Raw genomic sequence first — 13716 nt, 5'->3', positions numbered from 1 at the left:
AACCAGACTGGCGGCATGAGCGAGCCAAGCGCGTCCGCACGCATCGAGATCGCCGCCCCCGCACAGCGGGTCTACGAGCTCATCACCGACCTCGCCAACCTCGGCACCTGGAACGCCGAGTGCCGCAGGGCCCGCTGGGTCGGCGAGATCAAGGAGCCCAGAAGAGGCGCGCGCTTCGTCGGCGGCAACCGCAACGGCGCCCGCCGCTGGTCCACCCGGTGCACGGTCACCGCCGCGGAACCCGGCCGCGCCTTCGCCTACCACGTCCGCGCCGGGGGAGTGCTCGACGTGGCCGTATGGCGCTTCGACCTGACACCGACCGACGAGGGCTGCCTGGTCGAACAGAAGACGTGGGACACCCGCGGCGCGTTCATGCGCGTCGTCGGCGGCTGGGCCACCAACGTGCCCGACCGGGTCAGCCACAACACCGCGAACATGGCCACGACGCTGGAGAACCTCAAGCGCGTGGCGGAGCGCCGATGAAGGCGGTCGTCTGCACCGAGTACGGCAAGCCCGTCGAACTCGTCGAGGCCCCCGACCCCGTCCCGGGCCCCGGGCAGGTGCTCATCGAGGTCGAGGCGGCCGGGGTGAACTTCGTCGATGGGCTCATGGTGCGCGGCGGCTACCAGATCAGGCCGCCGCTGCCGTTCACCCCCGGGTACGAGGTGGCGGGGCGCACTCCCGACGGCACGCGGGTCCTGGCCATCACCGGTCTCGGCGGGTTCGCCAGCCATGTGCTGGTGCACGCGGCGCAGGCCGTACCGCTGCCTGATCATCTCGACGCCGCGCGAGCGGCGGCCTTCGCGCAGAGCCACTGCACGGCGCTGTTCGCGCTGCGGGAGCGGGCGGGGCTGCGGCCGGGCGAGCGCGTGCTGGTGCTGGGCGCGGGCGGCGGGGTCGGGCTGGCGGCGGTTCAGGTGGCCAAGGCGCTGGGAGCGGACGTACTGGCGGCGGCGTCGAGCGCGGCCAAGCGCGAGGTGGCGATCACGGCCGGGGCGGACGAGGCCGTCGGCTACGACGACCTCAAGGTCACAGCGCGCGCCTGGGGGGTGGACGTGGCGGTCGACCCTGTCGGCGGCGCGCTGTCGGAGCAGGCCCTGCGCGCGCTGCGCGAGCGCGGGCGGCTGCTGGTGGTGGGCTTCGCCTCCGGGGAGATCCCGCGGCTCCCCGCCAACCAGGTGCTGCTGCGCAGCCGGTCCGTCATGGGCCTGGACTGGGGCGCGTGGTCCATGACCCATGCGGCGGAGAACCGGGCGATGCTGGAGGAACTGCTGGCCATGCCGGGCATCGATCCCGTGGCGCCGCAGGTGCGGCCACTGGAGCAGGCGGGGCAGGCCATGGCGGATCTGGTGGAGCGGCGGGTCACTGGGAAGATCGTGCTCGTCCCTGCATGACGAACGTCAGGACGGCCGCGATCAGGTAGACCAGCGCACCGTGCCACAGCGCGCCCCACGCGGCCCCGAAGACGCCCTCGCCGTCGAGCACCAACTGCACCGGGTAGTCCAGGACGGCCGAGATTCCGGCCGGCAGGAGCGCGAACTTCCACGGGTGCTTGAGCGACCACATCCTGGCCTGCCGGGTCACCCGGTCACTCACGTCCGGCTTGGCGACCGCGCCGATCGCGGCGATCAGCGCGAACAGGTTGATGCCCAGGCCGAGCGCCCAGGCCATGTCGTCGAACCCGGAGAACACCCAGGCGATGGCGGCGGTGGCGCCGCCACCGACCACGGCGGCCTTCCAGGGGGCGCCGCGGAGGGCGGCGCCGGAAAGCGACATCTCGTCGCGTCGGCTGATTTCGTTCATGGCCTCAGGTTGCCCTTTCACGGCCCTTGTTCACATCGGGGATGGACCCTGACCCGTCCCTGACATGATGCGGACATGCCTGAATTCACCATTGAACGCCTGACCACGGCCGACGCCGAGCGCCTGCGCGAGGTACGGCTGCGCGCCCTCGCCGACTCTCCCGACGCGTTCGGATCCACCTATGAGCGCGAGGCCGCCTTCCCCGCGGAGAAATGGATCGAACGCCTGGAGAATCCGGATTCGGTGTTCTTCGCCGCCACGGCGGACGGTGCGATCCACGGCATGGTCTACGGCCTCGCCGAGCGGCCGGAGCACGTGCACCTGCTGTCCATGTGGGTCGCCCCTGAGGCCAGGGGAGCCAAGGTCGGCTCGCGGCTGGTGGACGAGGTGATCGCCTGGGCGCGCGGCAGGCAGGCCGAGGAGGTCGAGCTCTGGGCCGTCGACGTGAACACCGCCGCCCGCGCCCTGTACGCGGGCAAGGGTTTCGTCCCCACGGGCAAGGTCATGGGACTGCCGTCCAACCCGTCGCTCCAGGACTCCCAGTACGTGCTGTCGCTGGTGTTCCGCGAGGCGCGGGCCGAGGACGTCCCCGCCGTGGTGGCCCTCATCGCCGACGACGCGGTCGCCGCCCGCCGCACCGGCACGTACGGCCCCGCCCACGAGTCCGCCTTCGCCGCCATCCAGGCAGACCCGAACAACGAGCTGATCGTGGCCGAGCTGAAGGGCGAGATCGTCGGCACGATGCAGCTCACCTACATCCCCGGCATCTCCCGCAACGGCGCCACCCGCCTCCAGGTCGAGGCGGTACGCGTCGCCGCCCACCTGCGCGGCCAGGGCTGGGGCCGCAAGATGATGGAGTGGGCCCACGCCAAGGGCCGGGCACGCGGCTGCGTGATGGTGCAGCTCACCTCGGACAAGCAGCGCGAGGAAGCGCACCGCTTCTACCGCTCCCTCGGCTACGCCCAGTCTCACGAAGGGTTCAAGCTGCCGCTCACACCGGCGTGAGCTCGACGATGTTGTCGTGGTAGACGGCGCCCTTGCCCATGTCGGCGTCGCGCTCGTCCACCACGGCGTTCGGGCCGGAGCCGCCGGGCGAGAACTTCGGCCAGCGGCCCTTCGGCGAGGCCACGACCCCGGCGGCCACCCGGTCGCTGATCTCCACGTCGGCCAGGAACTCGCCGTTGGCGTTGTGCACGCGCACCCGCTGGCCGTCGGCCAGCCCGCGCGCCGCCGCGTCGGCCGCGTTGACCAGGACCACCGGCTCCTTCGACCTCTTCCGCAGCTCGGGATTGTTGCCGAAGATCGTGTTGAGGAACGTGTGCGCGGCCGGGGTGATCAGCGTCAGCCCGTCCTTGCCCGCCGAGTACGGCGGCACGTAGGCCTTGCCGGGCGGCGGGAAGCGCAGCCGTCCCGACCGGGTCGGGAAGCCGTCGGCGAAGGGCGCGAAGGGTTTGGGGTAGCTCATCCGCACCCATCCCTCCTTGCGCAACCGGTCGAGCGTGACGCCCTCCAGCGACGGATGTCCGCTCGACAGAAGCTGCTCGGCCAGCTCCAGGTCCGTGTCGAACAACGACGGCTCGGTCATGCCCATGCGCTCGGCCAGGCGGCGGAAGGTCTCCGTCGTGGACAGGCACTCGCCGGGCGGCGGGACGGCGGGCTCGTTCCACAGCAGGTAGAGGTGGCCGTAGCCGGCGTGCAGGTCCATGTGCTCGGTCTGCATGGTCGCGGGCAGCACGATGTCGGCGTAGTCGGCGGTGTCGGTGGGGAAGTGCTCCATGACCACCGTGAACAGGTCCTCGCGCAGCATCTCGCCGCGGATCCTGTTGGTGTCGGAGGTCGAGGCGAGCGGGTTGGCGCCGTAGACGAACAGGCACTTCACCGACGGCAGCTCCGCGGCCAGGCGGGTCATGGCCAGCGTGCGCACCGGCTGGGCCAGCAGGTCCTCGCGGGTGTCGATGGTGAAGTGCACGTGGTCGCTGGTCGAGTACGCCACGCCGCCGCCCGGGTGTCGCCAGTCGCCGGTCACGCCGGGGATGGCGGTGATCGTGCGCATGGCCGTACCGCCGCCGGCGTGGCGCTGGATGCCCATCGTGGCGCGGATCGCGGTGGGGCGGGTGTGGGCGAGCCTCGTCCCCAGGCTGTGGACGGTCGTGGCGGGAATGCCGGTGATCTCGGCCACACGTTCCACCGGATGTTTCAGGATTTCTTCGCGGAAGTCGTCCCAGCCCTCGGTATGTGCGGCCAGGTACTCCTCGTCCTGTGTGCCCTCGGCCAGCACCACGTTGAGCAGGCCGAGCGCCAGCGCGGCGTCGGTGCCGGGCCGGATCGCGATGTGCTCGTCGGCCTGGTCGGCGGTACGGGTCCTGATCGGGTCGATCGCCACCACGTGCGCGCCGTCGGCCCGCGCGTCCTGGATGAACTTCCACAGGTGGTGCCCGCTGGTCAGCGTGTTGGTGCCCCAGAGCAGGATCAGCTTGGACCGCGCGAGGTTCTCCGGGTCCATGCCGCCCGCGGTGCCGTTGGCGCGCCGCAGCCCGGAGGAGCCCGCGGAGGAGCAGATGTTGAGCCAGTGCCGGGAGGCGCCGAGCATGTTCCAGAACCGCCGCCCCGCCACGCCCTCGCACCCCTGCACGTAGCCGAGCGACCCGGTGCCGTTATAGGGCCAGATCGCCTCGCCGCCGTGCTCGTCGACGATGCTCCGCAACCGGGTGGCGATCTCGTCGAGCGCCTCGTCCCAGCTGATCCGCTCGAACTGCCCCGACCCCTTGGGCCCGGTACGGCGCAGCGGATGGAGAATCCGGTCAGCCGCCCGCGTGTGCTCCAGATATCGGTTGACCTTCACGCAAAGGGCGCCCCGCGTGTACGGCTGGTCGGGATTCCCGCGCATCTTGACGGCCTCGCCGTCCTCGACGGTGACGACCCAGGAGCACGTGTCGGGGCAGTCCAGTGGACACGCCCCCAAAACCTGCAGATTTCCCGACATAACGCACAGCTTACGAAAGAGCGCCCCGGAGGTTCCCCCGAGGCGCTCCCGCATCGTCAGCTCGTCGCCGAAGGCACCCCGTCGTGGGTGACGGTGGCGGCCATCCGCGCCGCGGGCGGCGTGTGCGGCGCCCCCGGCCCGTGGATGGCGTCCAGCGCCGCCTTGCTGTAGGTGTACTTGGCGGCCAGGGCCGCGATCGCGTCGGAGTTCACGTCCAGCGCGGTCGCGTCGACGTTCTTGATCGTGTCGCACTCGCCGTGGTAGCACGGGTCGTACGGCTCGCCCGCCGTACCGCCGAAGAGCTTGGCCTCTTCCTCGGTCTTCTTCTTCTCGGCCCCGGTGAACAACCCGCCGCCGGCGATCCCGGCGTCGATGAAGGCCTTGTAGTCCGAGCGCCCGTCGAACTCACTCGGCTTGAACGGCAGGCCGCGAGCTCCGTAGAACCCCTGGAAGTCCTTCTCCAGCTGCGCCGACCCGGCCGGACCCGGCACCCCGAACGCATCGCCGTCACCGTCGTAGATGTGGTACGCGAAGTTCGGCGAGCCGATCATGTCGTAGTTCAGGTAGAGCCCGACCGCGTTCTTCTGCTCCTGCGACAGCGACTCGACATAGTGCTTCGACCCCAGCAGCCCGAACTCCTCCGCGCCCCAGAACCCGAACCGCACCTTGTTGACCGGCTGGAACCTGGCCATCTGGAGCGCCACCTCCAGCACTCCGGCGGAGCCCGAGCCGTTGTCGTTGATGCCCGGCCCCTCCTGCACGCTGTCCAGATGGGCGCCCATCATCACGACGTTGTCGGCCCGGCCGCCGCGCGACTCGGCGATCACGTTGTAGGTGGTGCGCTGCTCGACCAGCGGGTCCCAGTTCAGTTTCACGGTGGCCCCGGGCGTCGCGGCCAGGTCTGAGCCCACGGCGAAGCTCGTGAAGAAGGACGGGATCGTGATCGACGGGTCGCTGAGCGCCGGGTTGAGGTCCACGTCGGTGCGTCCGGGCTGGCCCTCGTTGAGGACGATCACCGCACTGGCTCCGGCGTCCTGCGCGTTCTTCGCCTTGACCCCGAAGTTGCAGGTGCCGCGCTGCAGCAGCGCCACGCGGCCCTTGACGAAGCCGGCGAAGTCGGCCGGCTCGCAGCCCGAGGTGGACGACGGCTGGGGCGTCGGCGGCAGCACCAGGTCCACGGCCTGGATCTGCCCGGTGACGCCGCCGGCGGGGGAGTCGCCCATCGCGACGTAGTCGTTGAAGAAGCCGTTCTTGTAGGCCTTGGGACTGGGCGAGAGCCGTTCGAGCACGGGCTTGGTCCGGTAGCCGTCGAAGGTGAACTCGAACGGCTGGACCGTCACCTTGTACCCGACGGCGCGCAGCAGCGTGGCCACGTAGTCACGCGACAGCTCGTGGCCGCGGCTGCTGGAGACGCGGGTGCCGCCGCCGGCTTTGGCGATCAGGTCGAGCACCCGCAGGTGGCGTTCGACGTGCTTGCCCTTGACGGCCTGGACGAGCTGGCGGGCGGGATCGCGGCCGTGGTCGGCGTACGCGGGAGCGGACAGGGCCAGGGGGGTGACGAGTGCGAGCGCGGCCGCACCCAGCACGCCTGCGGACAGGCGACGACGCATATGGCTCCTCGGTAAAGATGAAACGATCCCCCCGATAGCGTGAAAAGTATTCTGAAGGGGGGTTATTGGGGAAGATGTTGCCCCGGAGTTGTTATGCGGCCAGGCGGCTGACGACCGCCGCGACCGCGTCCGCCGTCACCTCCAGCACCTTCACGCTGACGTTGCGCAACGTGTCGCAGGCCTGGTGGTAGCACTTGTCGAGCGGCTGGCCCGCCGTACCGCCGAACAGACCGGCTTCCTTCTCCGTCTTCTTCTCCTCGCCGCCGGTGAACAGCCCGCCGGAGGCGATCCCGGCCGCCATGAACGGCCCGTAGTCCGAACGGCCCGTCAGATCGGCGGCGCGGAACGGCAGCCCGCGCTCGCGGAAGTACCGCTGGAACGCCCGCTCCACCCTGGCCGAGCCCTTCGGCCCCGCGCCCGCGCCCGTGCGCTCCGAGTCGTCGCCGTCGAAGATCGCGAACGTGTGGTTCGGCGAGGCGATCATGTCGAGGTTCAGGTAGGCCTCGATCTTCTTGCGATCGGTCTCCGGCAGGCTCCGCACGTAGTGGCCGGACCCGAGCAGGCCCACCTCCTCCGCGCCCCACCAGGCGAACCGCACCGGCTGCCGCAACGGCGTACGCGCCGCCCGCAGCGCGATCTCCAGGATCGCCGCGCTGCCCGAGCCGTTGTCGTTGATGCCCGGCCCGTCCAGCGTCGAGTCCAGGTGCGCCCCGACCATCACCGCCTTGCCCGTGCCCCGCGTCTCGGCCAGCACGTTGTGCGTGATGCGCTCCTCGCTCACGGTCTTCGTCGTGACCCGGACCTTCTTCAGCCTGGTCACCTGCGCGCCCGCCTCCGGCGGCACCCCCACGACCGGGATCGGCTGCGGCGTCCCCGCGCTCCCCGCGAAGGAACCCTTCTGGTCGACCACGATCAGCGCCTTGGCCCCCGCGGCCGCCGCGTTGCGCGCCTTCACCTCGAACATGCACGTCCCGCGCCGCGTCACCGCGATCCGCCCGGCGCGAAAACCCTTGAAGTCACGGGCCGCGCACCCCTCGCCCGCCTCCTGCGGCGCCGCGTTCACGTCGCCGCCGCCGGAGTACCTCAATGTGGTCACTCCGGTGAGGCGCCGCCCGCCGCCCTCCACCACCGCCGGCGCCAGCTCCCGGTAGAAGTCGAAGGCGAACGGCTGAAGCCGCACAGTGTAACCCGCGTCACGCAGCCGCGCGGCCACATAGGCTGCAGATGCGTCGTATCCGGGCGTGCCGGCTGCCCGGGTGCCCCCGTGTGCGTCAGCGATGGCTTGGAAGGCCTGGAGATGTCCTAGTACGTTGTCCACCTTGACCGCATCTACGAGCGGTTCGCCCGGCGCGGCTAGGGCCAGGATCAGCATCGTATGAGTGATCATGGCCTGAGGATGCCAACGTTGGCCGCGCACCGGGGTTAGACGCGTCGTCGCTGGTCGAGTCCTTACCCGGGGCGTTGACTCAGGTGACGATTGGGGACACTAGAGGCCAAAGATCGTACGGTCTGGCCTGGAAGGTGCAGAATCGCGGACGGTGGCGGAAATCAGAGAACGCGACAACGCGGCGGGCCTCTCGGAGAGGGAACCGGCCGTGGCTGAGCCGCGCCATGAAACGGAGGCCGGCGACAGGGACCCAGAGGTCTACGTCGTCGAACCGCTCCTCCCGCAACGCCTGCGCCGCCCCTCCGACCTGCTGCGCTTCATCGCCGCCCTGCTCGCGCTCGCCGCGGTCGTCCTGCTGTCACTGGTCGCCAAGCAGACGCTGAACGGCCTGGCCGGCGACGTGGCCGAGGGCGCCAACCTCGTCCCCAACCTGCTCAGCCGGGTCGCCGCCTTCCTCGGCGGCGGCGCGGTGCTCGTCGTGCCGGTCGCCTTCGCGGTCGAGCGCGTCTTCCACCGCGACGGCCTGCGCGTGGCGGAAGGCCTCATCGCGGCGATCATCGGCCTGGTCGGCTCGTTCCTCATCGGCGAATGGGTCATGTCCTCCGACGCCGCCGGCGACCTGCGGCAACTGCTCACCGGCAACCGGCCGGGGGTGGAGCCGTTCAACACCCTGCTCGCCTCGGTGGTCGCCTACAGCACCGCCGTACGCATCTCACGCAGGCCCACCTGGCGGGCGCTGATCTGGACGGTCATCGCGCTCGACGTGCTCTCGCTGTTCACCAGCAAGCAGCTCACGCTGCCCAGCGCGATGGTGACGATCGTGGCCGGCATGGCCATCGGCTACGGCACGCTGTACGGCGTCGGCAGCCCCAACACCAGGCCCCCCGGCACCGCGGTGATCGCCGCCCTGCGCAAGCTCTCCTTCCAGCCGGTCAGCGCCCGGCGGATCGAAGACGACCACCAGGGCAGCCGCCGCTACGCCATCGGGCTGGACGACGGCAGCAGCCTCGACGTCACCGTTCTCGACCGTGACCGGCAGGTGGCCGGCCTGCCGTACCGGCTGTGGCGGCGCATCAGGCTCAACTCCGAGACCAGGCGCAGGGCGATCAGGTCGCTGCGCGCGGAGCTGGAACGCGAGGCGCTCATGGCCTACGCCGCGCAGGCGGCGGGGGCCTCGACCCCGCGCCTGCTCGGCACCAGCGAGGTCGGCACCGAAGCCGCGCTCCTCGCCTACGAGCACCTCAGCACCCGCCCCCTCGACGCGCTGCCCGACTCCGAGATCGACGACGACCTGCTCGCCCAGATCTGGGAGCAGCTCGAACTGCTGCGCCTGCAGCGACTGGCCCACCGGCGGCTGACCGGCGACAGCATCCACGTCGACGCCGACGGCCGGGTCGTGCTCACCGACGCCAGAAGCGGCGAGATCGCCGCCGGCGACCTGCTGCTGCGGCTCGACGTCGTCCAGCTGCTCACCTATCTCGCGCTGCGCGTCGGGGCCGAACGCTCGGTCGCCTCCGCCGCCCGGGTCGTGGGCGAGGACGCGCTGGCCGGGGCGATGCCGCTGCTGCAGAAGATCGCGCTGACCCGCCAGACACGGTCCGCGCTGGCCAAGGACAAGGGCCTGCTGTCGGCCATCCGGGAGCAGATCGAGGCGCTCAAGCCGCAGGCCAAGATCGAGGAGATCCGGCTGGAGCGGTTCCGCCCGCGCACGCTGGTCACGATCATCGCCAGCACGCTGGCCGCCTACTTCCTGCTGTCCCAGCTCAGCCAGGTCAACCTCGTCACCGTCATCACCACCGCCAACTGGGCCTGGTCGCTGCTGGCGCTGGCCGCCTCGTTCGTCAGCTTCATCGCCGCCGCGCTCATGCTGCGCGGGTTCGTGCCGGAGCCGCTGCCGCTGCGGCGGACGGTGCTGGTGCAGTTCGCCTCGTCGTTCGTGAAGCTGGTCGCGCCGCCCGCGGTGGGCGCCGTCGCGATCAACACCCGCTACCTGCAGAAGCGCGGCATCCCGCCCGCCTCGGCCGTGGCCAGCGTGGGCGCCTCGCAGCTCGTCATGCTGATCGCGCACATCAGCCTGCTGCTGCTGTTCGCCTACATCACCGGGTCCAACACCGCCACCTCGTTCACGCCCACGCGCGGGCTGGTCCTGGTGATGCTGGCCGTCGCGGTGCTGATCGTGGCCGTGCTCGGCGTGCCGCCGCTGCGCAGGATGCTCACCAAGCGGCTGCGCTCACTCTTCTCGAACGTGCTGCCGCGCCTGCTGGACGTGCTGCAGTCGCCTCGGAAGATGTTCGAGGGCTTCGCCGGGACCGTGATGATCACGATCGCGTTCGTGACCTGCCTCGACGCCTGCGTCTCCGCGTTCGGCGGCGACATCTCCTTCACAGCCGTCGCCGTGGTCTTCCTGACCGCCAACGCGATCGGCTCGGCCGCGCCCACACCGGGTGGTCTGGGCGCGGTCGAACTCGCGCTCGCGGGCGGCCTCACGGTGGCCGGCGTCGACAGCGCCGTGGCCACCTCCGCCGTCCTGCTCTACCGCCTGCTCACGTTCTGGCTCCCCGTCCTCCCCGGCTGGGCGGCCTTCACGTGGCTGCAGAAGCACGAGGCCCTCTAAACAAGCTTGTCGATCCGGGCCAGTTCGTCCTCGGTGAAGGCTGGGCCGTTCACGCAGGCCACGTTGTCCTCCAACTGCTTCACGCTGCTCGCGCCGATCAGCACGCTGGTGACCCGGGGGTCGCGCATGGCCCAGGACAGGGCCATCTGGGCGAGCGTCTGGCCGCGCTGCTCGGCGATGCCGTTGAGACCACGGGCCAGCTCGCGATCGCGCTCCGCCCGCTCGGCCGACAGGAACCTGCTGGTCGCCGCCCGCGAGTCCGCCGGCACGTCCTTCAGGTAGCGGTCGGTCAGCAGCCCCTGGGCCAGCGGCGAGTAGACGATGCAGCCCATCCCCGCGTCCTCCAGAGCGTCCAGCAGCCCGTCCTCGATCCACCGGTTGATCATCGAGTAGGACGGCTGGTGGATCAGCAGCGGCGTGCCCAGCTCGCGCATGATCCTGGCCGCCTGCGCGGTCTGCTCGGCCGAGTAGTTGGAGATGCCCGCGTACAGCGCCTTCCCCGACCGCACCGCGTGGTCCAGCGCGCCCATCGTCTCCTCGAACGGCGTCTCCGGATCGGGCCGGTGGCTGTAGAAGACGTCGACATGGTCAAGCCCCATGCGGGTGAGCGACTGGTCGAGGCTGGCCAGCACGTACTTGCGCGAGCCCCACTCCCCATACGGCCCTGGCCACATGTCGTAGCCGGCCTTCGTCGAGATGATCAGCTCGTCCCGGTATCGCGCGAAGTCCTGGGCGAAGATCGTCCCGAAGTTGCGCTCCGCCGAGCCGTACGGCACGCCGTAATTGTTGGCCAGGTCGAAGTGCGTCACGCCCAGGTCGAAGGCCCGCCGCAGGATCGAGCGCGAGTTCTCCAGCGGACGGTCGTCGCCGAAGTTGTGCCACAACCCCAGCGAGACCGCGGGCAGCTTGAGCCCGCTGCGCCCGCTCCGGTTGTACGGCATGCGGTCCTGATACCGGCCCTCGTCGGCCTGGTAGGTCATGCGATGCCCCTCTCGATGATCCAGGAGAGCGCGAACGCCTCCTCGCGCCACGCGTCGTAACGTCCGCTGCGGCCGCCGTGCCCGGCGCCCATCTCCGTCTTCAGCAGGAACGGCCCGCCGTTCGCGACCGCCCGCAGCCTGGCGATCCACTTCGCCGGCTCGTGGTAGAGGACGCGCGTGTCGTTCAGGCTCGTGATCGCGAGGATCGGCGGGTACGGCCGGCCGTCCACGTTCTCGTAAGGCGTGTAGCTCTTCATGTAGGCGTAGACATCGGGGTTGTGCAGCGGATCGCCCCACTCGTCCCACTCAATCACGGTCAGCGGGAGCGACGGATCGAGGATCGTGTTCAGCGCGTCCACGAACGGCACCTCGGCCACCACGCCCGCGAACTCCTCCGGAGCCAGGTTCGCGACCGCGCCCATCAGCAGGCCGCCGGCCGAACCGCCCCTGGCGACCACCCGCTCGCTCCAGCCCGCCGCCTTCAGGTGCTTCGCGGTGGCCACGAAGTCGGTGAAGGTGTTCTTCTTGCGGGTCATCTTGCCCTCTTCGTACCAGCGGCGGCCCATCTCGCCGCCGCCGCGCACGTGCGCGATGGCGAAGACGAACCCGCGGTCGAGCAGGGACAGCCTGGCCACGGAGAAGCTTGGGTCGATGGAGGTCTCGTAGCTGCCGTAGCCGTACAGGACGGTGGGGGCGGGCTTGGCGGCGTCCTTGCGCTTGACGATCGAGATCGGGACGCGGGTGCCGTCCTCGGCCGTGGCCCACTCCCGGACCTGCTCGTAGTCGCCCGGGTCGTAGCCGCCGAGCACCGGACGCTGCTTGAGCAGGATCAGCTCGTGCGTGGCCAGGTCGTAGTCGTAGATGCTGGGCGGCGTGATCATGCTGGTGTAGGCCAGCCGGAGCCTGCCGGTGGAGAACTCGGGGTTGCCCGCGGGCCCGACGTCGTAGAGGGGCTCGGGGAAGTCGATCTCGTACGCGTCCGCGTCCTTGGGCAGGATCCGCAGGCCGGTGAGACCTTCGCGGCGGAAGTGCACCACGGCGTGGTTCTCGAAGGCGTCGATCTCCAGCAGGCGGGTGTCCTCGCGGTGCTCGATCAGCGGCGTCCAGTCGCCGGGGGAGCCGAGGGGGGCGGTGGCGATCTCGAAGTTCTCGGCGGCCTTGTTGTGCAGCACGTAGAAGAAGTCTCCGGCGTGCTCGACGCCGTATTCGACGCCGGTCTCGCGGGGGCGTACCAGCTGGAACTCGCCGGAAGGGTCGTCGGCGGCCAGGAGGCGCACCTCGCTGGTGATCTTGCTGCCGGCGCCCAGGACCAGGTAGCGCTCGCTGCGGGTCAGGCCGATGCCGACCCAGAACCGCTCGTCGGACTCCTCGTACACCAGGACGTCGTCATGGGTGCCGAGGGTGTGGCGGTAGACCTGGTGGGGGCGCCAGGCGTCGTCGACCCGGGTGTAGAAGAACGTCGAGCCGTCGGCGGACCAGGCGCCGCCGTAGAAGATGTCCTCGATCTCGTCGGGGAGCGTCTCGCCGGTGGTCAGGTTCTTGAAGCGCAGGGTGAAGCGCTCGGCGCCCTTGTAGTCGGTGGAGTAGGCCAGCATCGTGCCGTCGGGGGAGACCGCGCTGGTGCCGACCGAGAAGAACGGGCTGTCGCCGGCCAGCGCGTTGCCGTCCAGCAGCACCTGCTCGTGGTCGAGAACCTTGCCCGGCTGGATCTCCGGAGGTTCGTCGCCGGTGGCGGGGACCCGGGAGGAGACGGCGTATTGCTTGCCCTCCTCGGTACGGGTGAAATACCACCACGCGCCCTTACGACTGGGCACGGACAGGTCGGTTTCCTGGGTCCTGCCCTTGATCTCTTGGAAAACCTGCTCCTGGAGGTCGGCCAGGTGAGCGGTCTCCTGTTTGAGATACGCGTTCTCGGCTTCCAGATAGGAGACCGTGTCGGGATCTTCCTTGTCGGTCAGCCACGCGTATTCGTCGATCACGGTGTCGCCGTGATGGAGACGCTCAGTCGGGATCCTCTTCGCCGTCGGCGGCGTGTTCCTGCTCACGGGGGGAGTCTATGTTCGGCTGTGATCGTTCTGTGTTGCGGAAGGTGTCCCGAGTGGTCTGGGGCGCTGCTAATCTACTAAAGCCGACGCAGTGCGGCGCAACCAACCACCTCTCTCGGGTGGCTCTGGCGTGTGCTGAGTCGGTATCCCCTTGCGACGCGCTGGTTCTGATGATCGATTTGCTTGTCGGTCTCGGAGCGAGTAAGTTAGAGGGGTTGCCCCGGAGACGGGGTGGTCGAAATTCCCGCAGGTCAGCCCGCGAGTGTCAATTTGACACCAAGCGGACCGGCTGAA

10 protein-coding genes are annotated in these 13716 nt (G+C 70.0%); 4 read left to right on the top strand and 6 right to left on the bottom strand.

All coding sequences use genetic code 11. From position 1 onward, the window contains the following. The first annotated feature begins 15 nt into the window (after nt 1-15). Together ACIBI5_RS38730 and ACIBI5_RS38725 are read left to right on the top strand one after the other, a co-directional pair. Nucleotides 16-483 carry an SRPBCC family protein gene (locus ACIBI5_RS38730; protein WP_397254312.1) on the top strand — a complete coding sequence of 156 codons (468 nt, stop codon included), beginning with the start codon at nt 16-18 and terminating at the stop codon, nt 481-483. Continuing rightward, nucleotides 480-1394, top strand: coding sequence for an NADPH:quinone oxidoreductase family protein (locus ACIBI5_RS38725; protein ID WP_397254310.1), 915 nt, complete (start codon nt 480-482; stop codon nt 1392-1394). The genes ACIBI5_RS38730 and ACIBI5_RS38725 overlap by 4 nt, the downstream gene beginning before the upstream one ends. Here ACIBI5_RS38725 and ACIBI5_RS38720 read toward each other — a convergent pair. Further along, entirely contained in the window at nt 1363-1803 is a 441-nt protein-coding gene (locus ACIBI5_RS38720) for a hypothetical protein (protein WP_379613964.1), read from the bottom strand. The genes ACIBI5_RS38725 and ACIBI5_RS38720 overlap by 32 nt on opposite strands. A 75-nt stretch (nt 1804-1878) precedes the next feature. On the opposite strand from ACIBI5_RS38720, the gene ACIBI5_RS38715 reads away from it, so the two are divergent. Further along, on the top strand, nt 1879-2808 hold the full coding sequence (locus ACIBI5_RS38715) for a GNAT family N-acetyltransferase (RefSeq protein WP_397254309.1): 930 nt from the start codon (nt 1879-1881) through the stop codon (nt 2806-2808). On the opposite strand, the gene ACIBI5_RS38710 is transcribed toward ACIBI5_RS38715, so the two are convergent. From ACIBI5_RS38710 to ACIBI5_RS38700, 3 genes are all read right to left on the bottom strand, one after another. After that, nucleotides 2795-4786, bottom strand: a complete 1992-nt coding sequence (locus ACIBI5_RS38710) for a molybdopterin-dependent oxidoreductase (RefSeq protein WP_397254307.1) — start codon at nt 4784-4786, stop codon at nt 2795-2797. The two genes, ACIBI5_RS38715 and ACIBI5_RS38710, sit on opposite strands and share 14 nt — an antisense overlap. Nucleotides 4787-4842: 56 nt before the next feature. Further along, the gene (locus ACIBI5_RS38705; RefSeq protein WP_397254306.1) at nt 4843-6396 is read right to left on the bottom strand and encodes a M28 family peptidase; all 1554 of its coding nucleotides are present in this window, start codon (nt 6394-6396) and stop codon (nt 4843-4845) included. A 91-nt stretch (nt 6397-6487) separates the two neighbouring features. Continuing rightward, nucleotides 6488-7576, bottom strand: coding sequence for a M28 family peptidase (locus tag ACIBI5_RS38700; RefSeq protein WP_397254305.1), 1089 nt, complete (start codon nt 7574-7576; stop codon nt 6488-6490). Between the two features lie 415 nt (nt 7577-7991). Between ACIBI5_RS38700 and ACIBI5_RS38695 the strand changes: the two genes are divergently transcribed. Then, nucleotides 7992-10397: a flippase-like domain-containing protein gene (locus ACIBI5_RS38695; RefSeq protein WP_397254303.1), complete on the top strand. Its 2406-nt coding sequence runs from the start codon at nt 7992-7994 to the stop codon at nt 10395-10397. On the opposite strand, the gene mgrA is transcribed toward ACIBI5_RS38695, so the two are convergent. Together mgrA and ACIBI5_RS38685 are read right to left on the bottom strand one after the other, a co-directional pair. Then, nucleotides 10394-11377 carry an L-glyceraldehyde 3-phosphate reductase gene (mgrA, locus tag ACIBI5_RS38690; protein ID WP_397254301.1) on the bottom strand — a complete coding sequence of 328 codons (984 nt, stop codon included), beginning with the start codon at nt 11375-11377 and terminating at the stop codon, nt 10394-10396. The two genes, ACIBI5_RS38695 and mgrA, sit on opposite strands and share 4 nt — an antisense overlap. Beyond that, nucleotides 11374-13422, bottom strand: a complete 2049-nt coding sequence (locus tag ACIBI5_RS38685; protein ID WP_397254299.1) for a S9 family peptidase — start codon at nt 13420-13422, stop codon at nt 11374-11376. The genes mgrA and ACIBI5_RS38685 overlap by 4 nt, the downstream gene beginning before the upstream one ends. Nucleotides 13423-13716: the final 294 nt, after the last annotated feature.

Source organism: Nonomuraea sp. NPDC050540, assembly GCF_044457485.1.
Classification (GTDB): domain Bacteria; phylum Actinomycetota; class Actinomycetes; order Streptosporangiales; family Streptosporangiaceae; genus Nonomuraea.
The sequence above is the reverse complement of the archived record's forward strand: the minus strand, read 5'-3'. Positions and strand labels throughout refer to the sequence as shown.

Bases quoted from the DNA above. Each gene is read 5' to 3' on its own strand.
- ACIBI5_RS38730 (WP_397254312.1), top strand. From the start codon at position 16: ATGAGCGAGCCAAGCGCGTCCGCACGCATCGAGATCGCCGCCCCCGCA.
- ACIBI5_RS38725 (WP_397254310.1), top strand. From the start codon at position 480: ATGAAGGCGGTCGTCTGCACCGAGTACGGCAAGCCCGTCGAACTCGTC.
- ACIBI5_RS38720 (WP_379613964.1), bottom strand. From the start codon at position 1,803: ATGAACGAAATCAGCCGACGCGACGAGATGTCGCTTTCCGGCGCCGCC.
- ACIBI5_RS38715 (WP_397254309.1), top strand. From the start codon at position 1,879: ATGCCTGAATTCACCATTGAACGCCTGACCACGGCCGACGCCGAGCGC.
- ACIBI5_RS38710 (WP_397254307.1), bottom strand. From the start codon at position 4,786: ATGTCGGGAAATCTGCAGGTTTTGGGGGCGTGTCCACTGGACTGCCCC.
- ACIBI5_RS38705 (WP_397254306.1), bottom strand. From the start codon at position 6,396: ATGCGTCGTCGCCTGTCCGCAGGCGTGCTGGGTGCGGCCGCGCTCGCA.
- mgrA (WP_397254301.1), bottom strand. From the start codon at position 11,377: ATGACCTACCAGGCCGACGAGGGCCGGTATCAGGACCGCATGCCGTAC.